Annotated in this window: 25 protein-coding genes; 15 read left to right on the top strand and 10 right to left on the bottom strand. The window is 63.0% G+C overall.

Going from position 1 to position 24,609, the window contains the following annotated elements:
• Window positions 1-19 precede the first annotated feature (19 nt).
• The 3 genes from xopAW to VC352_RS10340 all read right to left on the bottom strand — a co-directional run bounded on the left by xopAW (window position 20) and on the right by VC352_RS10340 (window position 2,728).
• Window positions 20-808 carry an EF-hand domain-containing protein gene (gene xopAW / locus VC352_RS10350; RefSeq protein WP_322979478.1) on the bottom strand — a complete coding sequence of 263 codons (789 nt, stop codon included), beginning with the start codon at window positions 806-808 and terminating at the stop codon, window positions 20-22.
• Window positions 809-899: 91 nt separating this feature from the next.
• Complete coding sequence (locus VC352_RS10345; protein ID WP_322979618.1) at window positions 900-1,985, bottom strand: ATP-binding protein; 1,086 nt, start codon at window positions 1,983-1,985, stop codon at window positions 900-902.
• Window positions 1,982-2,728, bottom strand: coding sequence for a response regulator (locus VC352_RS10340; protein WP_416340137.1), 747 nt, complete (start codon window positions 2,726-2,728; stop codon window positions 1,982-1,984). The genes VC352_RS10345 and VC352_RS10340 overlap by 4 nt, the downstream gene beginning before the upstream one ends.
• A gap of 284 nt (window positions 2,729-3,012) precedes the next feature.
• Here VC352_RS10340 and VC352_RS10335 point away from each other — a divergent pair, with 284 nt between their 5' ends.
• From VC352_RS10335 to cysW, 10 genes are all read left to right on the top strand, one after another.
• Complete coding sequence (locus tag VC352_RS10335) at window positions 3,013-3,651, top strand: peroxiredoxin (RefSeq protein WP_037002297.1); 639 nt, start codon at window positions 3,013-3,015, stop codon at window positions 3,649-3,651.
• Window positions 3,652-3,660: 9 nt separating this feature from the next.
• On the top strand, window positions 3,661-4,254 hold the full coding sequence (gene ssuE, locus VC352_RS10330; protein ID WP_322979476.1) for an NADPH-dependent FMN reductase: 594 nt from the start codon (window positions 3,661-3,663) through the stop codon (window positions 4,252-4,254).
• Between the two features lie 84 nt (window positions 4,255-4,338).
• On the top strand, window positions 4,339-5,304 hold the full coding sequence (locus VC352_RS10325) for a sulfonate ABC transporter substrate-binding protein (RefSeq protein ID WP_322979475.1): 966 nt from the start codon (window positions 4,339-4,341) through the stop codon (window positions 5,302-5,304).
• A 58-nt stretch (window positions 5,305-5,362) separates the two neighbouring features.
• Window positions 5,363-6,511, top strand: a complete 1,149-nt coding sequence (gene ssuD / locus VC352_RS10320) for an FMNH2-dependent alkanesulfonate monooxygenase (protein WP_322979474.1) — start codon at window positions 5,363-5,365, stop codon at window positions 6,509-6,511.
• Between the two features lie 226 nt (window positions 6,512-6,737).
• Window positions 6,738-7,532 carry an aliphatic sulfonate ABC transporter permease SsuC gene (ssuC, locus tag VC352_RS10315; RefSeq protein ID WP_322979473.1) on the top strand — a complete coding sequence of 265 codons (795 nt, stop codon included), beginning with the start codon at window positions 6,738-6,740 and terminating at the stop codon, window positions 7,530-7,532.
• A complete protein-coding gene (gene ssuB / locus VC352_RS10310) occupies window positions 7,529-8,344 on the top strand; it encodes an aliphatic sulfonates ABC transporter ATP-binding protein (protein ID WP_322979472.1) in 816 nt (271 codons plus the stop codon). The genes ssuC and ssuB overlap by 4 nt, the downstream gene beginning before the upstream one ends.
• Before the next feature lie 90 nt (window positions 8,345-8,434).
• Window positions 8,435-8,650, top strand: coding sequence for a TOBE domain-containing protein (locus VC352_RS10305; RefSeq protein ID WP_003242436.1), 216 nt, complete (start codon window positions 8,435-8,437; stop codon window positions 8,648-8,650).
• Between the two features lie 178 nt (window positions 8,651-8,828).
• Entirely contained in the window at window positions 8,829-9,845 is a 1,017-nt protein-coding gene (cysP, locus tag VC352_RS10300) for a thiosulfate ABC transporter substrate-binding protein CysP (RefSeq protein WP_322979471.1), read from the top strand.
• A 115-nt stretch (window positions 9,846-9,960) separates the two neighbouring features.
• Complete coding sequence (gene cysT, locus VC352_RS10295) at window positions 9,961-10,800, top strand: sulfate ABC transporter permease subunit CysT (protein ID WP_183892947.1); 840 nt, start codon at window positions 9,961-9,963, stop codon at window positions 10,798-10,800.
• Entirely contained in the window at window positions 10,797-11,624 is an 828-nt protein-coding gene (gene cysW / locus VC352_RS10290; RefSeq protein WP_322979470.1) for a sulfate ABC transporter permease subunit CysW, read from the top strand. The genes cysT and cysW overlap by 4 nt, the downstream gene beginning before the upstream one ends.
• Window positions 11,625-11,631: 7 nt before the next feature.
• Here the strand turns inward: cysW and VC352_RS10285 are convergent, their stop codons facing one another.
• Window positions 11,632-13,920 carry a putative bifunctional diguanylate cyclase/phosphodiesterase gene (locus tag VC352_RS10285; protein ID WP_322979469.1) on the bottom strand — a complete coding sequence of 763 codons (2,289 nt, stop codon included), beginning with the start codon at window positions 13,918-13,920 and terminating at the stop codon, window positions 11,632-11,634.
• Window positions 13,921-14,091: 171 nt separating this feature from the next.
• Between VC352_RS10285 and desA the strand changes: the two genes are divergently transcribed.
• From desA to VC352_RS10270, 3 genes are all read left to right on the top strand, one after another.
• Window positions 14,092-15,282 (top strand): delta-9 fatty acid desaturase DesA, encoded by a 1,191-nt coding sequence (gene desA / locus VC352_RS10280; RefSeq protein WP_322979468.1) that lies wholly within the window; start codon window positions 14,092-14,094, stop codon window positions 15,280-15,282.
• 105 nt (window positions 15,283-15,387) lie between these two features.
• Window positions 15,388-16,359, top strand: coding sequence for a sensor domain-containing diguanylate cyclase (locus VC352_RS10275; protein ID WP_322979617.1), 972 nt, complete (start codon window positions 15,388-15,390; stop codon window positions 16,357-16,359).
• 421 nt (window positions 16,360-16,780) lie between these two features.
• Window positions 16,781-18,040 (top strand): OprD family porin, encoded by a 1,260-nt coding sequence (locus VC352_RS10270; RefSeq protein ID WP_322979467.1) that lies wholly within the window; start codon window positions 16,781-16,783, stop codon window positions 18,038-18,040.
• Between the two features lie 73 nt (window positions 18,041-18,113).
• On the opposite strand, the gene VC352_RS10265 is transcribed toward VC352_RS10270, so the two are convergent.
• A complete protein-coding gene (locus tag VC352_RS10265) occupies window positions 18,114-18,449 on the bottom strand; it encodes a DUF2388 domain-containing protein (RefSeq protein WP_322979466.1) in 336 nt (111 codons plus the stop codon).
• Window positions 18,450-18,541: 92 nt separating this feature from the next.
• A complete protein-coding gene (locus VC352_RS10260; protein ID WP_322979465.1) occupies window positions 18,542-18,784 on the bottom strand; it encodes an NfeD family protein in 243 nt (80 codons plus the stop codon).
• A 199-nt stretch (window positions 18,785-18,983) separates the two neighbouring features.
• Here VC352_RS10260 and VC352_RS10255 point away from each other — a divergent pair, with 199 nt between their 5' ends.
• A complete protein-coding gene (locus VC352_RS10255; protein ID WP_322979464.1) occupies window positions 18,984-19,622 on the top strand; it encodes a murein L,D-transpeptidase catalytic domain family protein in 639 nt (212 codons plus the stop codon).
• Here the strand turns inward: VC352_RS10255 and VC352_RS10250 are convergent.
• Window positions 19,597-21,381 (bottom strand): GspE/PulE family protein, encoded by a 1,785-nt coding sequence (locus VC352_RS10250; protein ID WP_322979463.1) that lies wholly within the window; start codon window positions 21,379-21,381, stop codon window positions 19,597-19,599. The two genes, VC352_RS10255 and VC352_RS10250, sit on opposite strands and share 26 nt — an antisense overlap.
• Before the next feature lie 96 nt (window positions 21,382-21,477).
• Window positions 21,478-21,804 carry a hypothetical protein gene (locus tag VC352_RS10245; protein ID WP_322979462.1) on the bottom strand — a complete coding sequence of 109 codons (327 nt, stop codon included), beginning with the start codon at window positions 21,802-21,804 and terminating at the stop codon, window positions 21,478-21,480.
• Between the two features lie 127 nt (window positions 21,805-21,931).
• Here VC352_RS10245 and VC352_RS10240 point away from each other — a divergent pair, with 127 nt between their 5' ends.
• Window positions 21,932-22,399 (top strand): Lrp/AsnC family transcriptional regulator, encoded by a 468-nt coding sequence (locus VC352_RS10240; protein WP_322979461.1) that lies wholly within the window; start codon window positions 21,932-21,934, stop codon window positions 22,397-22,399.
• Here VC352_RS10240 and VC352_RS10235 read toward each other — a convergent pair.
• Together VC352_RS10235 and VC352_RS10230 are read right to left on the bottom strand one after the other, a co-directional pair.
• Complete coding sequence (locus VC352_RS10235; protein ID WP_322979460.1) at window positions 22,396-23,076, bottom strand: DUF502 domain-containing protein; 681 nt, start codon at window positions 23,074-23,076, stop codon at window positions 22,396-22,398. The two genes, VC352_RS10240 and VC352_RS10235, sit on opposite strands and share 4 nt — an antisense overlap.
• Window positions 23,077-23,155: 79 nt before the next feature.
• Complete coding sequence (locus VC352_RS10230; RefSeq protein WP_322979459.1) at window positions 23,156-24,511, bottom strand: inorganic triphosphatase; 1,356 nt, start codon at window positions 24,509-24,511, stop codon at window positions 23,156-23,158.
• Window positions 24,512-24,609 lie beyond the last annotated feature (98 nt).

The raw sequence follows: 24,609 nt of genomic DNA, 5'->3' as shown, positions 1-24,609 counted from the left end.
TGAGCCCGGCGCTGATCCATCAGGCGCTGATGTTGAGCTGACTGCCGAGGCTGCTCTGCACGCTCATGCTGCTCTGGTACTGCTGAACCAGCTTGGCGATCATCGCGGAGAAGTCGGTTTCCGTGCTACTGCTACTGGACGTGCTACTGCTGTTGAGCAGGGCGCTCAGATCCAGCTGTGCATCGCTGAGGTTGGTGTCCAGGTTGAGGCTCAGGCTGTCGCTGCTCTCACTGTCGCTATCGTCCGTCTCGCTGCTGGCCTGTGCAGACGGAGGAGGGGGCGGTGGCGGTGCCAGGGCGCTAAGTTCGTCGATGTTGAGGCTGCCGTCGCCGTCGCTGTCCAGCGCGCTCATCAGTTCGCTGGAGTCGCTGTCGCCACTGCCGCTCAGGGCCGACAGTTCGTCGCTGTCGATGGTGCCGTCACCGTCTGCATCGAGTTGCGAGAACATCTCTTCGGTGTTCATGCCGCCGCCTTGAGGGGGCGGTGGCGGCGGTGCCAGAGCTGCGACTTCGTCGCTGTCGAGGCTGCCATCGCTGTTGGCGTCGAGCATGCTCAGCAGCTCGTCGATATCGATATCGCTGCTTTCGCTATCGCTGGTGTCGCTGCTTTCGCTTGAGGTGAGCGCACTGCTCAGCTCGCTCTTGGTGACGCTGCCGTCGCCATCGCTGTCGAGCAGGCTGAACAGCTCTTCCTTCATCGGGTTGCTGCCCTCGGCACTGCCAGCACTGGAACTGGAGCTGGTGCGTTGGGTGTTGGTATACGCCGAGCCGTACGTATAGCTCGAGTAACCACTGACTCCACTGATCATGAGCGTTACTCCCATGGTTGGCTGGCCGGAGGGACTTCTCCAGCCATGCCAGAGTGCACGGGCTGTGTAAGCAGGGTATGTGGGCTTTGTATCAGGCCGGGTACGCAGGCGTGCGTGGCAGGCGCAGCACGGCTGTCAGGCCGCCGCCCTGGGTTTCCTCCAGGTGGATGTCACCACCCTGGCGCCGTGCGGCCTCGCGGGCGATGGTCAGGCCGAGGCCGACACCGCCGGAGTTGCGGTTGCGCGAGCCCTCCACGCGGTAGAAGGCTTCGAACACGCTCTCGCGCAGCGCCGGGGCGATGCCTGGGCCATAGTCGATCACGCGGATTTCGACCCACTCGGCGCTGTCGCGCAGTTCCACTTCGGCATGCTCGGCGTAGCGCAGCGCGTTCTCCACCAGGTTGTTGATGCACGAACGCAGGGCCACCGGCCTGGCCTGCAGCGGCGCGCACTGGCCGCGTACGCCGACATCCTCGCCACGTTCGCAGGCATCCTCGGCCAGCGCTTCCACCAGCGCCTGTACGTCCAGTTGCTGAAGCGCTTCGACGCTCTGCTGCTGGCTCAGGTAGCCGAGCGTGGCATCGAGCATCTCGGTCATATCACGCAGGTCTTCGGCCATGCGTTCGCGCAGCTGCGTATTGGGTATCTGCTCCAGACGCAGCTTCAGACGCGACAGCGGGGTGCGCAGGTCGTGCGAGACCGCTGCCAGCATGCGCGTGCGTTGCTGCACCTGGCCGCGAATGCGTTGCTGCATCTGGTTGAAGGCCTGGGCGGCCTGGCGTGCTTCCTGCGGCCCGGTCAGCGGCAGGGGCGGGTTGTCCAGATCCTCGGCCAGTTGTTCGGCGGCTTCGGCCAGGTGGCGGATCGGTCGGCTCAGCAGGCGTGCGCCGTACCAGGCGGCCAGCAGCAGGGTGGCCAACTGGAAGCCTAAGACGATCAGCGGGCCGTCCAGCCTTGGCGGCGGTGGGCCGGCTTCGTGAGGGGGGAAGTCCCTGGTGTCTGGCGGTGGGGGGGCGCCCAGGCCGTCCTCCTGCGCATAGACAGGGGGCGGTGGAGGTGGCTGATGGGGGCCGCCATAGCGGCTGAACCAGGCGAATGCCAGTGCATGGGCAAGCACGATGGCGGCCAGGAAGACGCCGAACAGGCGCGCGAACAGGCTGTCGGAACGTGGCATCAGCGAATCTCGGCTACGTCGAGCAGGTAGCCTTCGCCGCGTACTGTCTTGATCAGGCTGGGATTGCGTGAGTCGTCACCGAGCTTCTGGCGCAGCCGCGAGACCAGCAGGTCGATGCTGCGGTCGAAGGCCTCGATGGCCCGGCCACGGGCGGCATCGAGCAACTGTTCGCGGCTGAGTACGCGGCGTGGGCGTTCGAGAAAGGCCCAGAGCAGGCGGAACTCGGCGTTCGACAGCGGCACCACCAGCCCGTTTGGTGCCTGCAGTTGGCGCAGCACGCTGTCCAGCGTCCAGTCGGCGAAGCGCAGTTGCGAAGGTGGCTCGTCGCGTGCCGTCGATTCGCGGCCATCGCGCACGCGGCGCAGGATGCTCTGGATGCGTGCGACCAACTCGCGGGGCTCGAATGGCTTGGCCATGTAGTCGTCGGCGCCCAGTTCCAGGCCGATGATGCGGTCGGCCGGTTCGCACCGGGCGGTGAGCATGAGGATCGGGATGTCCGAGGTGGCGCGCAGTTCGCGGCACAGGCTCAGGCCATCCTCGCCGGGCAGCATCAGGTCGAGGATCACCGCGTCGAAATGTGCGCTGGCCAGCGCCAGGCGCATGGCGGCGCCATTACCGACGGCTTCGCTGGTGATGTTGAAACGGGTCAGGTAACCGCCGAGCAGCTCGCGCAGCTCTTCGTTGTCGTCGACGAGCAGGACGCGTGTGCTGCGGGGCAAGGCTTCGGTCTGGATCAGGTCGTGCACCGGGGCGGCTCCATCGGCAACGGAAAATACCGGGGCGCCAATGCCCCGCGAAAGTCTCGGTGATCGGCGTATCCGGAACATGTCGGCAATGTATCCATGATGATACATGTCTGGCGACCTCGTTCTTATTGGCTGTTTGGCTGCTTCGATAGGTAAGGAGAACTGAATCCTGGATGAGGCCTTATAGTCAAAAAAGAATAAATAAATCATTATTTATTCTTTTTATTTCTTTTCGTTCCTGAGCATAGTGAGCACCACGCAAGCCACTGCCAAGGAGCACGATCATGACCATCCGCCTGGGCGACATCGCCCCTGACTTCGAACAGGATTCCAGCGAAGGCCGCATTCGTTTCCACGAGTGGCTGGGCGACAGCTGGGGCATTCTCTTCTCCCACCCGGCTGACTTCACCCCGGTGTGCACCACCGAACTGGGCTTCACCGCCAAGCTCAAGGACGAATTCGCCAAGCGCGGCGTCAAGGCCATCGCCCTGTCCGTCGACCCGGTGGATTCGCACATCAAGTGGATCGACGACATCAACGAGACGCAGAACACCGCGGTCAATTTCCCGATCATCGCCGATGCCGACCGCAAGGTGTCCGACCTCTACGACCTGATCCACCCGAACGCCAACGATACCCTGACCGTGCGTTCGCTGTTCGTCATCGACCCGAACAAGAAGGTGCGCCTGACCATCACCTATCCGGCCAGTACCGGGCGCAATTTCAACGAGATCCTGCGCGTGGTCGACTCGCTGCAGCTGACCGACAACTACAAGGTGGCCACGCCAGCCAACTGGCAGGACGGTGAAGAGGTGGTGATCGTGCCGTCGCTGAAGGACGAAGCCGAAATCGCCCAGCGCTTCCCGAAAGGCTATCGCGCGGTGAAACCCTATCTGCGCCTGACCCCGCAGCCGAATAAATAAGGAACCAGCATGCACGTCGTGTTGCTCTCCGGCAGCCCCGCAGCGCGTTCGCGCACCGAGCTGCTGCTGGATTACGTACGCCAACGCCTGGAGGCGCAGCAGGTGGAAGTGAGCCTGCTCAAGGTGCGCGACTTCCCGGCCGAGGATCTGCTGCATGCGCGCTTCGACAGCCCGGCTATCCAGCAACTGCAGGCCGTGGTGGCCAGCGCCGATGGCCTGGTGGTCGGTACGCCGGTATACAAGGCGTCGTTCACTGGCGCGCTGAAGGTGCTGCTGGATCTGCTGCCCGAGCGCGCTCTGGCGCACAAGGTGGTACTGCCCCTGGCCAGTGGCGGCAGCCCGGCGCATCTGCTGGCGGTGGACTATGCGCTCAAGCCGGTGCTGGCCGCGCTGAAGGCGCAGGAGATGCTCTCCGGTGTGTTCGCCGTGGACAAACAGATTGCCTACCCGGAAGGGGGCAGGCCCGCGAAGATCGACGACGAGTTGCGCGAACGCCTCGACGAGGCACTGGAACAACTGGGCGCAGCCCTGGCGCGACGGCCGAAGCCGATCGATCCGAACGTATTGAACGACCGGCTGGTAAACGCCCGCTGGAGTATTTGATTCACCCCGTAACCCCCCGCCTTACTCGCCCGCCAACGGGCAAGCAGGTAGCCAACCAAGACATCACCGCAAAGGGAGAGCGCCATGCGCACCATTACTTTGCGTCGAAGCCTGGTCGCCCTGTTTGCTGCGGCCATTTCCTTCGGCGCCATCACTCACGTACAAGCCGAGACATTGCGTATCGGCTATCAGAAATACGGCACCCTTGTGCTGCTCAAGGCCAAGGGCACCCTGGAAAAACGCCTGGCCGAGCAGGGTGTTGAGGTCAAGTGGACGGAGTTCCCGGGCGGCCCGCAACTGCTCGAAGGCCTCAATGTCGGCTCCGTGGACTTTGGCGTCACCGGGGAAACTCCGCCGGTGTTCGCTCAAGCGGCGGGTGCTGACCTGCTCTATGTCGCCCATGAGCCGCCGGCACCGAGCGGTGAGGCGATCCTCGTGCCGAAAGACTCGCCGATCAAATCGGTAGCCGAGCTCAAGGGCAAGAAAGTCGTCCTGAACAAGGGTTCCAACGTGCACTACCTGCTGGTGCGCGCGCTGGAAGACGCCGGTCTCAAGTACAGCGACATCACCCCGGTCTACCTGCCGCCGGCCGATGCCCGCGCCGCCTTCGAGCGTGGCAGCGTCGATGCCTGGGTGATCTGGGATCCGTTCCAGTCCGCCGCCGAGAAGCAACTGCAGGCCCGCAGCCTGCGTGATGGCACTGGCCTGGTCGACAACCACCAGTTCTATCTGGCGACCCGCACCTATGCCGAGCAGCACCCACAGGTGATTGGCACGCTGGTCGAGGAAATTCGCGGTGTCGGCGAGTGGGTCAAGGGCAACCTCGACGAAGCCACCCGCCAGGTCGCGCCGCTGATCGGCCTGTCCCCGGAGATCACTCGCCAGGCCGTTGAGCGCCAGGGTTACGGCGCGCAGTTCATCACCCCGGATGTGGTCGAGGCGCAGCAGAAAATCGCCGACACCTTCACCGAGCTGAAGCTGATCCCCAAGCAACTGACCATCAAGGATGTGATCTGGAATCCGCCGGCCAAGGTCGCGCAGGCCCAGTAATTTCCCGGCCCGGATGCGTCCGGGCCATGCCGACGATTTCCTGAAAGGAGACAACTCCATGAGCCTCAATATCTTCTGGTTCCTGCCTACCCACGGTGATGGCAAGTACCTGGGCACCGCCGAAGGCGCGCGCGCTGTCGACCACGGCTACCTGGCGCAGGTCGCCCAGGCGGCTGACCGCCTTGGTTATGGCGGCGTGCTGATTCCCACCGGGCGTTCCTGCGAGGATTCCTGGCTGGTGGCGGCTTCGCTGATCCCGCTCACGCAGAACCTGAAGTTCCTGGTCGCCCTGCGCCCGGGGATCATTTCGCCGACCGTGGCCGCGCGCCAGGCGGCGACCCTGGATCGCCTGTCGAACGGCCGTGCGCTGTTCAACCTGGTGACCGGTGGCGACCCGGACGAGCTGGCCGGCGATGGCCTGCATCTATCCCATGCCGAACGCTATGAGGCGTCCGTCGAATTCACCCGCATCTGGCGCCGCGTGCTGGAAGGCGAAACCGTCGACTACGACGGCAAGCACATCCAGGTGAAGGGCGCCAAGCTGCTCTACCCGCCGATCCAGCAGCCGCGTCCGCCACTGTATTTCGGTGGTTCTTCGGATGCGGCGCAGGATCTGGCCGCCGAGCAGGTCGAGTTGTACCTGACCTGGGGCGAGCCGCCGGCTGCGGTGGCCGAGAAAATCGCTCAGGTGCGCGAGAAGGCGGCCAAGCAGGGCCGTGAAGTGCGCTTCGGCATTCGCCTGCACGTGATCGTGCGCGAGACCAATGAGGAAGCCTGGGCCGCGGCGGATCGTCTGATCAGCCACCTGGATCAGGCCACCATCGACCGCGCCCAGGCGTCGCTGGCGCGCTTTGACTCCGTTGGCCAACAGCGCATGGCTGCGCTGCACGGCGGCAAGACCGACAACCTGGAAGTGTCGCCGAACCTCTGGGCCGGTGTCGGCCTGGTGCGCGGCGGCGCCGGCACCGCCCTGGTCGGCGATGGCCCGACCGTGGCGGCGCGGGTCAAGGAATACGCCGACCTCGGCATCGATACCTTCATCTTCTCCGGCTACCCGCATCTGGAAGAGTCGTACCGGGTCGCCGAGCTGCTGTTCCCGCACCTGGACGTGGCCCAGCCGCAGCGCCCGGAGAGCCGGGGGTATGTCAGCCCGTTCGGCGAAATGATCTCCAGCGACATCCTGCCGAAGGCGGCTTCGGCGAGTTGAAAAGCGCCCTCTCCCCCAGCCCCTCTCCCATGAATGGGAGAGGGGAGGCAAAGCGTGCCGCTGGGTATTCCGACGGCACCTGATAGCTCCCTCGCCCCTTTGGGGAGAGGGTAGGGGAGAGGGGGCAGGCGCACGACTTTCCCGGATTGCATCCGGGCTACATCAAGCGCCGTAGCCCGGATGCAATCCGGGAAATACAGACGCTACACAAGGTTCCGAGGCAACCATGAGCAACACGACTCTTCACAAACTGGCCCTGCGCGCTGCGCCCTGGGCCTTGCCGCTGGGGCTGCTGGCCGCCTGGCAACTGGCAGTGGCCAGTGGCTGGCTGTCCAGCCGCATCCTGCCGGCGCCCAGCGCCGTGCTCGCCGCTGGCTGGCAGTTGCTGGCCTCCGGCGAAATCTGGCAGCACCTGGCGATCAGTGGCCAGCGCGCCGGCATCGGTTTCGCCATCGGCGGCGGTATCGGTCTGCTGCTGGGCTTTATCACCGGACTGTCGAAATGGGGTGAGCGCTTTCTCGACAGCTCGGTGCAGATGATCCGCAACGTGCCTCACCTGGCGCTGATCCCGCTGGTGATCCTCTGGTTCGGCATCGATGAGGCGGCCAAGGTGTTTTTGGTCGCGCTCGGCACGCTGTTCCCGATCTACCTCAACACCTACCACGGCATCCGTAACGTCGATCCGGCGCTGGTGGAGATGGCGCGCAGCTACGGCCTGTCCGGCTTCGCCCTGTTCCGTCAGGTGATCCTGCCCGGCGCATTGCCGTCGATCCTGGTCGGCGTGCGTTTCGCCCTCGGCTTCATGTGGCTGACGCTGATCGTCGCGGAAACCATCTCGGCCAGCAGCGGCATCGGCTACCTGGCGATGAACGCCCGCGAGTTTCTGCAGACCGACGTGGTGGTGCTGGCGATCCTGCTTTACGCGGTGCTCGGCAAGCTGGCCGACGTCGCCGCCCGTGGTCTTGAGCGCGTGTGGCTACGCTGGCACCCGGCCTATCAGGCCAAGGCAGGTGAGCAATGACCGCACTGCACAGCATTCGTCAGGACGTCCCTGCGGGCGGCGTTCCGTTGGCCATCGAGAACATCGAGAAATCCTTCGGTGAGCGTCAGGTGCTCAAGGGTATCGACCTGCATATCCCGGCCGGGCAGTTCGTGGCCGTGGTCGGTCGCAGTGGCTGCGGCAAGAGCACCTTGCTGCGTCTGCTGGCCGGGTTGGATCAACCCAGCGGCGGCCAGTTGCTGGCCGGCAGCGGCTCGCTCAACGCGGTGCGTGAAGACATTCGCCTGATGTTCCAGGACTCGCGTCTGCTGCCCTGGAAGCGAGTGATCGACAACGTCGGTCTGGGCCTTTCCGGCAACTGGCGCAAGCAGGCCGAGGAAGCATTGGCGGCGGTCGGCCTGGCGGATCGCGCCAATGAGTGGCCGGCAGCACTGTCCGGCGGACAAAAGCAGCGCGTGGCTCTGGCCCGTGCGCTGATCCATCGTCCGCGCCTGCTGCTGCTCGACGAGCCGCTGGGCGCGCTGGATGCACTGACCCGCATCGAGATGCAGCGCCTGATCGAACGCCTGTGGCAGCAGCATGGCTTCACCGTACTGCTGGTCACCCACGACGTGGCCGAAGCGGTCGCCGTGGCGGATCGGGTGATCCTCATCGAGGACGGCCAGATCGGCCTCGACCTCGACGTGCAACTGGTACGCCCGCGCCCACATGGCTCGCCGCTGCTGGCTGCACTGGAAGCGCGCGTGCTCGACCGGGTACTGGCGCAGCCGGAATTACCGACACCGCCGGAGCCCGTATCACCCCTGCCCACGCAATTGCGCTGGGCGCTTTGACGCCGTAGCCCGGAAGCAATCCGGGAGCGGTTATGCAATTTCCCCGGATTGCATCCGGGCTACCTGTAAAACGACCCGAGGAGAAACACCATGACCATCAAAGCCATCAACGTACGTAACCAGTTCAAGGGCAGCATCAAGGAAATCGTCATCGGCGACGTACTGTCGGAAATCGACGTACAGACCGCCGCCGGCATCGTCACCTCGGTGATCACCACCCGCTCCGTGCGCGAGCTGGAACTGCAGGTGGGCAGCGAAGTGATTGCCTTCGTCAAATCCACCGAAGTGTCCATCGCCAAGCTGTAAGAAGTGAGTGCCTGAGCAGCCCTCGGAGACGAGGGTTGCAGGGCGTTTTCGCAGGGAAAAAGAGACTGGTTATAAAGCGAAAAGAAAAAGATATTTTTCAGCTATATGATTTTTCTGCAGAATCGCGCCATTAAATAGCCTGCCTGCAGGCTCCTCTCTCGAAAGAAGGACGCCCTAGATGCTGAAGAAGATCGTTCTGGCCACCGTGGCCAGCGCCACCCTGCTCACTGGCTCGCTGAGCCATGCCGCGGCCGACACGCCATTCCACAACGCCTCCTACGATGTCGCCCGCGAACTGTTCGGCGAGATCAACCCGCTGTTCGTCGAGCACTGGAAACAGCAGAGCGGCAAGGAAGTGAAGATCATCCAGTCGTTCGCCGGCACCTCGCGTCAGGCGCAGGACATCATCCAGGGCAAGAAGGTCGACGTGGTCACCTTCAACCAGGTAACCGACGTGGACATCCTGGCCAAGCGTGGCCTGCTGAACAAGGATTGGGCCAAGCAGTTCCCCAACAATGCCTCGCCCTACTACAGCACCACCGCCTTCTTGGTACGCGAAGGCAACCCGAAGAACATCAAGGGCTGGGACGACCTGATTCGCGATGACGTGAAGCTGGTATTCCCCAACCCGAAAACCTCCGGCAACGCCCGCTACAGCTACCTGGGCGCCTGGCTGTTCGCCAACGAGAAATTCAATGGCGACCAGGAGAAGGTGAAAGCCTTCGTCGGCAAGGTGCTGAAGAACGTCGAGAACTTCCCCACCGGCGGCCGCGGCGCCACCGTGGCCTTCGCCCAGAACGGCCAGGGCGACGTGCTGCTGACCTTCGAGTCGGAAGTGATCAACATCGCCAAGGGTGACGAGTTCAAGTCCGCCAACCTGCAGGTGGTGGTGCCGGAAGTCAGCGTGCTGGCTGAATTCCCGGTAGCCATCGTCGACAAGGTGGCCGATGAGCGCGGCACCCGCGAGCAGGCCAAGGCCTTCCTCGACTTCCAGTACAGCAAGGACATCCAGCAACTGCTGGCCCGCTACAACTACCGTGTGCACAACCCGGAAGTGGTCGAGGCGACCAAGGCGCAGTTCGCCCCGGTGCGCCTGATCAACCCGACCGAGGTGCTGGGCACCTGGGACGAGATCACCGCCAAGCATTTCGACAACGGTGGTATCCTCGACCAGCTTCTCGCAGAGGGTCGCTGACAGCGACGGTCTGGCGTAGGGCGGGTGCAGCCCGCCAGCCCTGAATGCGAGCATCGTAATGGTCAATTGGCCGCCTTATTGGCGGCCAACTGCATTTGTAGAGCCGAGCTTTTTCGTGAGTAAACCGACGCTGTTCTTCCGACAGACCCCGCTGCTGCCCGGCTTCGGCCTGAGCTTTGGCGTGAGCGTGCTGTACCTGTCGCTGGTGATCCTGCTGCCGCTTTCGGCGCTGCTGCTGTACGTCAGCGACATGACCTGGGCGCAGTACTGGTTCGCCATCAGCGATCCGCGAGTTGTACAAACCTATAAGGTGACGATCTCGGCGGCGTTCTACTCGACGATAGCGGTACTGCTGATCGGTCTGCTGCTGGCCTGGATCATCACCCGCTACGACTTCCCCGGCCGGCGTATCGTCGATGCGCTGATCGACCTGCCTTTTGCCCTGCCGACCTCGGTGGCTGGCCTGACCCTGGCTGCGCTGCTGGTGCCCAACGGCTGGATCGGCCAGTGGCTGGGCTTCAAGGTGGCCTACGCCTATGCCGGTATCGTGGTGGCGATGGTGTTCACCAGCATTCCCTTCGTGGTGCGCACTGTGCAGCCGGTGCTGCAGGATCTCGGCTCGGAATACGAGGAAGCCGCGCGCACCCTCGGCGCCAGCCGCGTACAGACCTTCCGCAAGGTGATCCTGCCGACCCTGGCGCCGGCACTGGTCACCGGTGGCTCGCAGGCATTCATTCGCAGCCTCGGCGAGTTCGGCGCGGTGATCATGATCGCCGGCAACATCCCCTATCAGACGGAGGTCAGCTCGCTGATGATTTTCGTTCGTCTGCAGGAGTTCAATTACCCGGCGGCGGCAGCCATCGCTTCGGTGATCCTGCTCGCGTCGCTGACGCTTCTATTCCTCCTGCAGGTCGTGCAGGGGCGTCTGTTCGCATGGCAACGGCAAGGTCGATGAAAAAGCCCCAAGATTGGCGCCAGTGGGCGCTGGTAATCCTCGGTCTGCTGTTCGTGGCGCTGATTCTATTGGTGCCGCTGGCGCTGATCTTCACCAAGGCGCTGGCCGGCGGGCTCGACCTGCTGTGGAGTAATCTCGGCGAGGACTACATGCTCCACGCCATTGGGCTGACCCTGCTGGTGGCGGCGATCACCGTGCCGCTGAACCTGTGCTTCGGTATCTGCCTGGCCTGGTGCGTGACCCACTACGATTTCCACGGGCGCAAGCTGCTGACCACGCTGATCGACATCCCTTACGCGGTGTCGCCTGTGGTCGCCGGCCTCTGCTACCTGGTGGTCTATGGGCTGGAAAGCTTTATCGGCCGCTGGTTCTACGATAACGGCATGCAACTGATGTTCGCCTGGCCGGGCATCGTCATGGTCACGGTGTTCGTCACCGCGCCCTACGTGGCGCGCATCCTGATTCCGGTGATGCAGGCCCAGGGGCAGGACGAGGAAACCGCCGCCATGTGCCTGGGCGCCAGCGGCTGGCAGATTTTCCGCCGCATCAGCCTGCCTAAGATCAAATGGGCGCTGCTGTACGGCGTGGTGGTGACCAACGCCCGTGCAGTGGGTGAGTTCGGCGCGGTTTCGGTCGTCTCCGGCACCATCATCAACCAGACCCTGACCCTGCCGTTGCTGGTCGATCAGCTCAACAACGACTACAAGCCGGCAGCGGCCTTCACTGCCGCCGGCCTGCTGGCCTGCATGGCGCTGCTCACGCTGTTTCTCAAGACCTTCATGGAGTGGCGCCAGCGTCGCCTGATGCAGCGCGCCGAGGCCTGACCCACGTTCAATCTTCGGGCGAGAGGGGCAACTGCTGTGCTTCCGGCTTCGGCGATACCGGTGAGGTTGCCGGTTGCGGGCGGCCAAAGTGGTAGCCCTGGCCGTAGTCGCAATCGAGATTACGCAGGAAGTCCCCTTGCTCGGCGGTCTCGATCCCTTCCGCCAGCACCTTGAGCCCCAGGTTGTGGCCGAGGGCGATGACTGCGCGGGCAATGGCGGCGTCTTCCGCGTCGTTGGGCAGGCCTCGTACGAAGCTCTGGTCGAGCTTGAGCTTGTGTACCGGCAGGCGCTTGAGGCGCGCCAGCGAGCTGTAGCCGGTGCCGAAATCGTCGATGGCCAGGCGCACTCCCAGCGCGCGCAGGCGCTTGAGCAGTGAAAGAGCTGCCGCCGGATCCTCCATCACCGCGCTTTCCGTGACTTCGAGTTCCAGCTGAGAGGGATCGAGGCCGGTTTCAGCCAGCACCTGGGCCACCCGCAAATCCAGTTCGCCACGGCCGAACAGGCGGCTGGAGACGTTCACCGCAACGAAACCGGGCTCATCCTGCTCCTGATTCCAGCGCACCATCTGGCGGCAGGCCTGCTCCAGCACCCAGAGATCGATGGCGGCGATCATGCCGTTATCTTCGGCGATCGGGATGAAATCTGCCGGCGGCAGCAGGCCTCGTTCGGGGTGCTGCCAGCGCACCAGCGCTTCCTGGCCGACTTTTTTACCATCGCGCAGGTCATGCAGCGGTTGGTAGAAGACGCGCAGCTCCTCGTTCTCGAAGGCATGCCGCAGGCTGCTGGCCAGCTCCACGCGCTGGCGGGCGTAGTCGGTCAGTTCCTGTTCGTAGAAGGCGAAACTCTCGCGGCCGCTGCTCTTGGCCTTGAACAGCGCGGAGTCGGCGTTGCGCAGCACCTGCTCGACGCTGTCGGCATCGTGCGGGAACAGGCTGATGCCGATGCTGGCGCTGATGTACAGCTCGTGGCCATCGAGGCGGAAGGGCGCTTCCAGGCTATGCAGCAGTTGTTGGGCCAGCTCGGCAGCCAGCGCTGCTTCGCCACATTGATCATGGAGCAGGCCGAACTCGTCACCGCCCAGGCGGGCCAGGGTACAGCCGCTGGGGATGACCTGTTGCAGGCGCTCGCCGATGGCCTTGAGCAGCAGGTCGCCGACATTGTGGCCGAGACTTTCGTTGATGTGCTTGAAGTGATCCAGGTCGATCAGCAGCACGGCTCCTGGTTGTTCTTCGCTGCTGCGTTCCAGGGCATGGGCGACGCGCTCGGTGAACAAGAGTCGATTGGGCAGATTGCTCAGCGGGTCATGGTGGGCCAGGTAGTCCAGCTCGCGTTGCGAGCGCTTGAGCGCGGTGATGTCGGAGAACACCGCGACGTAATGGCTGACGCGTCCCTGCGTGTCGTGGATGACACGGATGCACTGCCACTGCGGGTAGATTTCACCACCCTTGCGCCGGTTCCACACTTCGCCGGCCCAGGCGCCGCGTTGCTGCAGGGCCTGCCACATGTTGTGGTAGAAGACCTCGTCATGCCGGCCTGATTTGAGCAGGGTGGGCATCTGCCCGAGGATTTCTTCGCTGGCATAGCCTGTGATGCGCGAGAAGGCCGGGTTGACGTGCACGATGCGTTGCTCGGCATCGGTCACCAGCACGCCTTCCTGGGTGGCATCGAATACCGCAGCGGCCTGACGCAGGCTGTCTTCGTCGGCGCGACGCTGGGTGATGTCACTGGCGATGCCGATGAAGCGCATGGGTTTGCCGGCGGCGTTGTACAGCAGAGAGCCGCGCGAGTGGATCCAGCGATAACTGCCGTCGGCATGACGCATGCGGTAGGTGTTCTGGTAGTCCGCGCGTTGCAGGTTGACTTCGATCTTCTGCAGCACGCGTTCGCGATCCTCGGGGTGCACGTACTCGATCCATTGTTCGCGGGTGTCGCCGAGGGCCGCTCTGTCGATGCCGAGCAGCGCGGCATAGCTGTCCGAGAAGAAGACGCGCTGGCTGGCCATGTCCAGATCCCACAGGCCGTTGTGGGTGGCTTCCAGCGCCAGACGCAGGCGCTCTTCACTGGTGGTTATTACCCGTTGCTTCTCGCGGTAACGGACGGCATGTCGGTAGAGGATGGCGTAGAGCAAGGTTGCCGTCAGCGTGACGAACAGCAGGCCCTTGAGCGATTGCAGGCGTGTGTGCAGGTCTTCGGGCAGTCCCAGGGCGATCAGAGCCTGATCGCTGAGCAGCACCCACAGCGCAGCCGCCAGCAGGTAAGCCAGAGTTAAACGCAAGGCAGTGGTATCGATACGCATGGCTGAGCGGTAACGCTCCTTATAGTAATGCTGGCCATTATATGGGCGGGCCAGGCTGAAACATTCTTATCTAAAAGACCAACTGGTTTTCTGAGTTGCGTCAGGGATAATGCAGTGAGGTTCGTCCTTGTAGGACAAACCGCGTTCCCCCTTCAAGAGGCAACAGCGCCCATGTGGTACAACGGTTTACTCGACCTGTCGGTCTGGCAGTTGGTGGTGGCGACTCTGGTGATGACCCACGTGACCATTGTCAGCGTCACGGTCTATCTGCACCGCTACTCCGCGCACCGTGCACTGGAACTGCACCCCGCGCTCAAACATTTCTTCCGTTTCTGGCTGTGGCTGACCACGGGCCAGAACACCCGCGAATGGACCGCGATCCATCGCAAGCACCACGCCAAGTGCGAGACCGAGGACGATCCGCACAGCCCGGTGATCAAAGGGCTCGGCACGGTCATGCGCAAGGGCGCCGAACTCTACCAGGCCGAGGCCAAGAACCAGGAAACGCTGCGCATCTACGGCAAGAATTGCCCGGATGACTGGATCGAGCGCAACCTCTACAGCCGTTTTCCGATAGGCGGTGTCACCCTCATGGCGATCATCGACCTGGCGCTGTTTGGCGTACTCGGCATGACCGTCTGGGCTATCCAGATGATCTGGATTCCGTTCTGGGCTGCCGGGGTGATCAACGGTCTGGGCCATGCCGTCGGCTATCGCAACTTCGAGTGCCGCGACGCCGCGACCAACCTGGTGCCCTGGGGCATCATCATCGGTGGCGAGGAGTTGCACAACAACCATCACACTTATCCCAACAGCGCCAAACTGTCGGTGAAGAAGTGGGAGTTCGATATGGGCTGGGCCTGGATCAAGCTGTTCAGCTTCCTGGGTCTGGCGCAGGTGCAGCGCGTCGCGCCCATCGCTCATCGCGTCGAAGGCAAGCGCAGCCTGGACATGGACACCGCCATGGCCATCCTCAATAACCGCTTCCAGATCATGGCGCAGTACCGCAAGCTGGTTATCGCGCCGCTGGTCAAGCAGGAAGTGGCGAAGGCCGACGAGTCCGTTCGTCACCTTTTCCGCCGCGCCAAGCGCCTGCTGTCGCGTGAGCCGAGCCTGCTGCAGGATCAGCATCATGCGCACATCGCCGACATGCTCGCGCAAAGTCAGGCACTCAAGGTGATTTACGAGAAGCGTCTGGCCCTGCAGCAGATCTGGGTGAAAACCAGCAGCAACGGCCATGACATGCTCGAAGCGATGAAGCAGTGGGTGCATGACGCCGAAGCCAGTGGCATCCAGTCGCTGCGCGAATTCGCCGAGCAGCTCAAGACCTATTCGCTACGCCCTGCCGCTGCCACCGCCTAAGGGCGTAAAAGCTGGCAAAAGGCCTGCCGAACGGCAGGCCTTTGTGTTTGTCCAAGCCCTCAACGATGTCATCTCGAGTGCTAGAGGGGCTGTATGGCCGCGGTAATGGACGAACACGACAATGCGGTAACCCAAAGGGAAGAACTGACGCTGGCGCTGCTGCACAGCCGTGGTGAAGTAGAGCGCCTGCGCGAGCGCGAACAACTGTTCAGCAGCCTGCTGGGTAGCGTCAATGCGGTACTCTGGGCCTTCGATTGGGACGAGCAGCGGATCATCTACGTCAGTCCCGCTTACGAGCGAGTTTTCGGTCGCTCAGCGGCGCTGCTGATGGCCAGCTACGACGAATGGCGCAATAGCATCTATCCCGATGATCTCGATTACGCGGCCGAAAGTCTGGCCCAGGTGCTGGAAACCGGTGCTGTGGAGCAGCGCGAGTACCGCATCATCCGCAGCGATGGGCAGTTGCGCTGGCTCAGCGACAAATGCTTCATCAGCTCCCGGCAGGCGTCAGGGCGCGGCACGGTAATCGTCGGTATCGCCGAGGACATCACTGACAAGAAGCGCCTGGAGGGTGAGTTGCACCGCCTGGCGACCACGGACGTGCTGACCGAAAGCAGCAACCGTCGACACTTTTTCGACTGCGCGCGACGCGAATTCGATCAGGCGCGCCAGTACGGCGGCTCGATGGCCCTGCTGCTGCTGGATCTGGACGACTTCAAGAAGATCAACGACCGCTATGGCCACCAGATGGGTGACCAGGTGCTGCAGCGTCTGGCTCATTGCGGCGCCACGGCATTGCGTCGTGACGATCTGTTCGGGCGTATCGGCGGTGAAGAGTTCGCGGCCCTGTTCCCCGGTTGCGAGCCGGACGTCGCGCTGCAGGTGGCCGAGCGGCTGCAGCGCGAAGTGCAGCGTCTGAGCTTCCAGTACGAGGGCGAGACCTTCGGCATCACTGTCAGCCAGGGCCTGACGGTGCTGCGTACGGGGGATGCCAATCTTGAGGCGTTGTATGCCCGCGCCGATGCGGCGATGTATCAGGCCAAGCGCCAGGGCAAGAATCAAATCGTGATTGGTTGATGTGGCGGTTTCCCGCCAAAAAACGATCCTTGCTGGGCGGAAACTTGCCGGTCATGGTGCTTTCACCGAAGCGTCATTACAACGCAAAAGAAGTGTAACCTTGCGTGCTAGAGGGGTTTCCTCTCTATGAGAGGGAGCTGGCACGCTATCTGCCTTGGCCCAATGTTATAGGGCCGGCTTCATGGACGCTGGCACACAATAAAAACGATGTGAGTGCCGACTATGAACCCAACAAGCTGCCTGTCCCTGCCTTTGGGCCTCCCACTGCGTTCCCCTTCCTGATTTCAAGCGTACCGCCAGCCATGCGTATCCGTAGCGATCGCCCGCGTGTGTGCGCACCTTATTCGTCCCAGGCCTGCCTCTTCGTGCCGAAGTCTGCGCCGGGCGATGCGTCACCTTAAACACACTGGAGAGAAACATAATGAGAAAGACCTCCCTGGCACTGGCCGTAGCCGCCAGCACCTTGGGCCTGAGCCAAATGGCCTTCGCTGACCTGGTCGGCGATACCAAAGCTAGCCTGGAAGCTCGTAACTTCTACTTCAATCGTGACTTTCGCGAGGATGCAGGCCAGTCCAAGCAAGAAGAATGGGCGCAGGGCTTCATTTTTCGTTTGAACTCCGGCTTCACCGAAGGAACCGTGGGCTTCGGCGCCGATGCCATCGGTATGTTCGGCTTCAAACTGGATTCGGGAGATGGTACTGCCGGCAGTGGCCTGCTGGTTCCTGATCGCTCGTCGGGTGGTTCTCAGGATAACTATTCTGATCTGGCCGTTGCTGCCAAGGTGAAAGTCTCCAATAGCACCCTGCGTGTTGGTCAGATGCAGTTTAAGAACCCTGCCATCGCTTCCAGCGACGGTCGTCTGCTGCCTCAGGTCTTTCAAGCCGGCCATATCGTCTCTCAAGAAATCGATGGTCTGATGCTTGAGGCTGCGCATGTTCGTGAGGTAAACCACCGTAACTCTGGCGATTATGAAGACATCGCTATTGCTCGCGGCGGTGCTGCCAGTCGTGGCATTACCACCACTGGCGGTACTACCACCGATTCTTTCGATTTCATCGGTGGCACCTACAAACTGACCAAAGAGCTGACCGCCGGTTACTACTATTCCAATCTGGACGAGCTCTATAAGCAGCACTCCTTCAACCTCGTGCATGTCCTGCCGCTGGGCGACAAGCAGAGTCTGAAGACCGATGTACGATTTGCTCGTTCTACCGACGACGGCAACCGCAGCAACGTCGACAACAAAGCTTTCGGTGCCATGATCACCTACGGTTTGGATGGCCATTCTTTCGGCCTGGGTTATCAGAAGATGAGTGGTGATACCGGTTATGCCTTTATCGATGGCACTGACCCGTTCTTGGTCAACTTCGTTCAGATTCGTGATTTCGGCAACAAGGACGAGAAATCCTACCAGGCGCGTTACGACTTCAACTTTGCTTCCATCGGTATTCCGGGGCTGACTTTCATGACCCGTTATCTGACGGGTGACAACATTGATCGTGGTGCAGGGCTGTCCGAAGGTCGTGAGTGGGAACGCAACACCGAACTGATGTACGTGTTCCAGGAAGGCGCACTGAAGAATCTCGGTGTTCGCTGGCGCAACGCGACTGTGCGTGACAACTTCAGCCGCAACGTCGACGAAAACCGTCTGATCGTCAGCTACACCCTGCCGCTGATGTAATCGCCAGGGCAGAGCTACCGCTTCTGCCAATGGTATGAAAAAAGGCCCGCCTCCTTTGGAGTCGGGCCTTTTTTCATTCTGCCGCCAGGCGCTGTGGCTCGCTTGCCGAAGAGGCCAATATGGCGCTGGCCAGCTCCATATCATCGGCCTGCTGCAGTTGCGGATTGCCTGCGCGCAGTTTCTGCAGGGCGGCCTCCAGATGTGGGCCGCGGATCTCACCAGCGCTGGCGACGAAGCTGCTGGCATCTTCCTCGGCCGCTGCGACCAGCTTGCGATCCTTGAAGGTGAGGTAGGTGGACGCTGTGGTAGCGCCCGACGAGAGGATGTCACGCAGCATCCCGTCGGCTGACGCTGCTTGAACGATCATGCAACCGCCCAGCACGAGGGCGGCTCGGCTCAGTACTCGCATGGTGGCACTCCTGTGCGTTGATAGGTATTGCTAGGAGTGGCAAATGAACGTCTGGGTTCCCGCGAGGCGATGGCCGGTTGCCAGGCCGGATGTCAGCGTACGCGCTGCTGATGGCGCCGCCAGCTCAGCATGGTGAGCAGACCCAGAGTCACAAACAGCAGGAACTGCCAACGCCAGGGTAGATTGGGGATGAGGAACGTCAATGTGCCTACCGTGACTGCGCTTAAGCCGGCCCAGAGCAGGTAGCCGCCCGTACCGAACACTTCGAGAACCAGAAGGGCTGTGGCCAGGCCTAGCCAGTCCCAGAAAGCCAGTTGTTGCAGATAGGCAATCATGCAGGCGTTCGTCCATCGGTCATGGCACGGCCGGCTTCGTGATTCCCTCTGCTGAACATCGTTGCACTCCCTGTTTAAGATCGTTGTATCTAAGCATAGGCGTGTCTGGTATGCCGCCGACCTCTTCGCAGGGTGTGCAGGTTCGTCAATTCTTTTGGAGGTGGGCATGTTCTCCGCTCACAGGTTTCGCCGATGGCTCATGCTGCTGGCGCTGTTGGCCTCCACAGCCCATGCAGACAGGTTCGATAAGCTGCAAGAGCAGGCGCCGCAGCTCGCGCCACAGGCATTGCGGGCTGCACTGGCCGCGCTGGACTGTGCCGGCTCTGGCGGTGCGCACCCCGCGCGCAGGCTGGCGCTGATCGACTATTCACTGCCTTCGGCGCAGCAGCGGTTATGGCTGTTCGATCTGCAGGCGGAGCGTCTGTTGCTGCGGGATTTCGTCGCTCATGGTCGAGCTTCCGGCGAGTTCATCGCCGAGCATTTTTCCAATCTGACGGGTAGTCATCAGTCCAGCCTCGGCCTGTTTATCGGTGCCGAGAGCTATGTCGGCCGGCACGGCTATGCACTGCGTCTGGACGGCCTGGAACCAGGGCTCAACGACCAGGCGCGCAGTCGCGCACTGGTGCTGCATGGCGCCGATTATGTGGCGCCTGAGCTGGTCGCCAGTCAGGGGCGCATGGGACGCAGCCAGGGTTGCCCGGCCGTGCGGAAAGAGATCAGCCGCTGGCTGGTGAATCAGCTCAAGGATGGCCAGTATCTGTTCGCCTGGCATCCACAGCTTGGAACCACGCGTTATCAGCGTTGTGAGCCGTTCAGCGTTGCTCGCTCTGCGGAGTGACGCGCAGCACTTCCTCGATGGTGGTCAGGCCGGCGGCGACCTTCTGCGCCCCGGACAGCCGCAGGCTGCGCATGCCGTCCTTGAAGGCGGCGCGGCGTAGCGCCGTCAGGTCTGTATCGGCAGTGATCAGCGGCTTGATCGCATCGTTGAGCAGCATGATCTCGTACACGCCGGCACGGCCCCGATAACCGGTTTCGCGGCATTCCAGGCAGCCGACGGCATGATGCGCCTGGGTTGGCAGGGGGGAACTCCAGGGGCGGGTCAGGCCGCTCCAGGTGTCTTCGTCCAGTTGCACCGGCGCCTTGCAGTGTGGGCACAGGGTGCGCACCAGGCGTTGCGCCATGACGCCAAGGATGGTGGCCTTGAGCAGGTAGTGCGGCACGCCCAGTTCGAGCAGGCGAGTGATGGCGCTGGGGGCGTCGTTGGTGTGTAGGGTGGAGAGCACCAGGTGGCCGGTCAGCGCCGCCTGGATGGCCATTTCTGCGGTTTCCAGGTCGCGGATCTCGCCGACCATGATGATGTCCGGATCCTGGCGCATCAGCGCGCGCACGCCACTGGCGAAGGTCAGGTCGATGTTGTGCTGCACCTGCATCTGGTTGAAGGCGCCCTCGATCATCTCGATGGGGTCTTCGATGGTGCAGACGTTCACTTCCGGCGTGGCCAGCTGCTTGAGCGTGGTGTACAGCGTGGTGGTCTTGCCCGAACCGGTGGGGCCTGTGACCAGGATGATGCCGTTGGGCTGGCTGGTCATGCTCGCCCAGCGGCGCAGATCTTCGGGAGAGAAGCCCAGCTGATCCGGGCTTTTCAGCAGCACTTCCGGGTCGAAGATACGCATCACCATCTTCTCACCGAAGGCGGTGGGCAGTGTGGACAGGCGCAGTTCCACCTCGTTGCCATCGGGCGTCTTGGTCTTGACCCGGCCGTCCTGCGGTTTGCGCTTCTCGGCGATGTTCATGCGGCCGAGGTTCTTCAGGCGGCTGACCACCGCCATGGTGACCTGCGCCGGGAACTGGTAGACGGTGTGCAGCACGCCGTCGATGCGAAAACGCACCGTGCCCTGTTCGCGACGCGGCTCGATGTGGATATCGCTGGCGCGCTGCTGGAAGGCGTACTGGAACAGCCAGTCGACGATGTTGACGATGTGCGCGTCGTTGGCGTCCGGCTCCTGATCCTGCGCGCCGAGGCTCAGCAGTTGCTCGAAGTTGCCGACCCCGCTGATCTTCTGGTCAGTGGCATTGGCACCGCTGACCGAGCGGGCCAGGCGGTAGAACTCGGTAGTGAAGCGCTGGATGTCCGCCGGGTTGGCTACCACCCGTTTGATCGGGCGCTTGAGCACGTGGATCAGGTTGGCTTCCCAGCTGTGCACCAGCGGCTGGCCGCTGGCGATGGTGACGCTCTCGCTGTCCACCGCGACGGCAAGGATCTTGTGGCGTTGGGCGAAGGCGTAGGACATCAGCGGGGTGATGGCCGGCACGTCGATCTTCAGCGGGTCGATGCGCAGGTAGGGCTGGCCGACGTACTTGGCCAGCCAGACGGTGAGGGTTTCCAGGTCGAGCTTCTTGCCGGGCCGGGTCAGATCGTCCAACTGCTGCGCGGCGAGAAACTCCAGCGGGTGCTGCTGGTTGTTCACCGCGCTACGGCGGATCGCCAGGCACTGTTCAGCGACGTCCTGTTCCACACGCCCTTCGCTGACCAACTCACGCAGCAGATCGCCGAGATCCAGTACGCGGTCCGGGGTGGTGGTGTGGATAGCAGACATGCGGGCTCCTCGGGGTCGGCCTGAACAAGGGTAGCCGAACTAGGATGCCCGAAAAGCATGAGCAGGGCGAAGGGCGGGCGTGAGTCAGTGCCCGCTTCAGGCCACTTCGCTGCTCAGGCTGTGATCCAGGTGGCGCCAGTCCACCTCCCAGACGCACACCAGGCCACGCAGCTTCTGCGCCAGGACGCCGGCGCGGTGCGACGAAAGGCCCTGGATCTGCAGATCGATGTGTAGGTCGTCTTGCCGGCGGGCGACCTGCAGGGATTCGGGCAGCAGGTGCAACTGGGCGAAAAGTCCGAGCAGGCGGCACAGCACGTCCGCTTCGGCATCGGTGCGCAGGCGATAGTGCACGCAGGCGTCCGGGCGTTCCTGCCAGGGATCACGACGCTGCTGGAGGGTGGCAAGGGGAGTGGTAGCGGGCATGGCGGCGACTCAGGTTGGTTTTGCTCAAGTTTCTGCCTTGTTGCGGCAAAAGTTCTGCCTCGTTTTCTGTGTTTTGCGGTTATTGTTGGATAACTGTTCCGGCTATCGTCTTTTTAAAGGAATTTTTATGTCCGTCACCCTGGATGCCTACGATCAACGCATTCTCGCCCTGCTGCAGGAAGATGCCGGTCTGTCCACCGCCGAGATCGCCGAGCGTGTCGGGCTGTCGCAGTCACCCTCCTGGCGGCGCATCCAGCGCCTCAAGGACGAGGGGGTGATTCGCAAGCAGGTGACCCTGCTCGATCGCAAGCGTGTGGGTCTGCACACCCAGGTGTTCGCTCAGGTCAAACTCAACGCTCATGGCCGCTCCAATCTCACCGAATTCGCCGAGGCCATGCGCGAGTTTCCCGAGGTGCTGGAATGCCATGTGCTGATGGGCGCGGTGGATTTCATGCTGCGTATCGTCACCCGCGATATCGAGGCTTACGAACGTTTCTTCTTCGAGAAGCTGTCGCTGGTGCCGGGCATCCAGGAGGTGAACTCCATCGTTGCCCTGTCGGAGATCAAGTCGACCACCAGCCTGCCGCTGGGCTAATCGTTCTGCGCCCGCTCCTGGCCGGGTGATGGACTGCCTTGGGCTGGCTTGCCGGGAGGTGTCAGGCCCATGGAGACGTAGATGCTGGTCAGTTGTTCGACGCCCATATCGGCCGGGCGTACCCAGTCCACCGGCACGTAGAGCAGGCCACCGCCGATGGGAATGGGTGCGGTGGGCACGAGAATGGCGCAGTACGCGCGGCCTTCCAGTTCGATGCTTTCCGAGCTAGGACGCAGCGCCAGTACGGCTGCGCCGTCGCCGCCGAAGAAGCACCAGACCGGCGCCATGGTGGCGATGTCCGGGTTCTTGCTCTTGTCCAGCAGGCCGACGAAACGGTCGGCCAGGTCGTACAGGTTGCCCAGTATCGGCGTGCGCCGCAGGGTGCGGTCGAGCAGCCAGGTCAGCGGTTTGCGCAGGCCCAGTTGCACGGCCAGGCCCAGGGGATAAAGGCTGGCGACCAGCACCTGACTCCCCAGTAGCCAGGCGGTGTAGCCGTTGCTGGAAAAGGGTTGGCCGAGGGCGGCAAAGAATTGGCCGGCCAGGGTGGCCGGGCCGATCAGGCGATTGAGCAGGCTGACGATCCAGCCCAGCAAGGCCAGGGTCAAGGCCAGTGGCAGCAGAGCCAGCAGGCCGGTCAGCCAGGTGGTAAGGAGCGATTTCAGGCTACGTCGCAACATGGCAGGTGATTCCATGAGGGCGGCGTCCTGCCGCCTGACTCAGGCCGGACGACAGCGTCGCCGGCCAGGTTTTGCCGGATCAGCGCAGCAAGGCCTTCCAGGCGCGCAACTGCTGCACCTTGATGCACTGCTCGGTGATGGCCTCGGCCTCGGCGTTCTGCAGCGTGAGGTCGCTCAGTTTGCTCAGCTCGCCATACAGACGATCGACTTCGTCCACCTCGAGTACCTGGCGCGCCAGGCGCAGCCAGACCAGCATGCGCTCCAGGCGCGGCTGTTGCTCGACCAGGCGCAGCGGCAGCGCCTGATAGCCACGCAGGTTGAGCTGGGCGGCTTCGTCGGCGAGCTGTGTGCTCAGCCAGTTGACCAATGCCGCCTCGCCCTGGCGCTGGCCACGGGTGTTACGGCCTTCGCGCCAGCCGCCGGCCAGCAGCCAGCGTGCCAGTTGCAGCGACAGCAGGCCCCAGCGCGGCGAATCCAGTTCGCTGGCGAACAGGGCGGGCGCCGCCTGACGCATCGACTCGTCATCCTGGCCGGCCAGCAGACGCGGACGCCAGTCGTCGAGCAGAGCGTCCAGGCCCTGGCGCAGCTCGCGGCTGCTGGCGCGCGGCACGGCCTGGCCGAGGCTGCCGAGCAGAGCGCGCAATTCGCCCAGACGTTCGACCCATTCGGCCAGCAGCCGCCAGTGGCCATTCCAGCGATATTGCTCGGCCAGGCGCTGGCTGGCGCCAAGCAGGTGCCAGGCCAGTGCGGCGAAGCCATCGTCCAGGCTCATTTCGCCGCTCAGCGTGGGTGTCGGCAGGCTCAGGCTGTAGCTGCCGGCATCGAACAGGCGATAGCCGCGTTCGGCCTTGCTGATGTCGCAGGGCATCAGTGGCAGGCCTTCGGCCAGTTCGCAGGCCAGTTCCAGCAGGGCTGCCGGTTCACCCTGGCGCAGCTCCAGTTCCAGCTCGCAGATTTCTTCCTCGCCTTCGCCGGCAATCACCTTGCCCAAGTCCAGGGCGGCTTCGATCACCACCTTGGCCTTGCCGCGACCCCAGGCAATCTCGGCCTTCTCGCGCACGAAATCGGTGGTGAACAGCGGCATCAGGCTGGTTTTGTCGAGATCGGCGAGGCTGGCCGGCCAGCACTGGTCGTCGAGTTTGCCGAGGTCGAGTTCAGGCGTGTCCAGGTACCAGTCCCATTCGTTGCGCTCGGACAGCCCGGCCACGCTCTGACCGCGGCTTTTCAGGGTCTGGATGAACTGCTCGCCGTCGCGGCGCAGGCGCAGGGCGACCTTGGCCCCGGCCAGGTCACGCGCGGGCGTGTCGTAGTACTGGTTGAACAGCGGTGTGTGCTGCCAGCCGCTCTTGTTGCGCTTCTTCAGCAGTGGGTGTTCGCGCAGCGCGGCCAGTGTGGCGCGGCTGGCGCGCAGTTTGATTTCGGTTTCTTTGACCATGGTCAGCAGGTATGACGCCTAGATATGAAATTGTGACAGTCCGATGACGCGCGCTGGCGGCCGGCGAAGTCGATCCCTATACTTGCGCCCTTCTCAAA

Source organism: Pseudomonas sp. C11 (genome assembly GCF_034683865.1).
Lineage (GTDB): Bacteria > Pseudomonadota > Gammaproteobacteria > Pseudomonadales > Pseudomonadaceae > Aquipseudomonas.
This window is presented reverse-complemented; position numbering and strand designations above follow the sequence as displayed.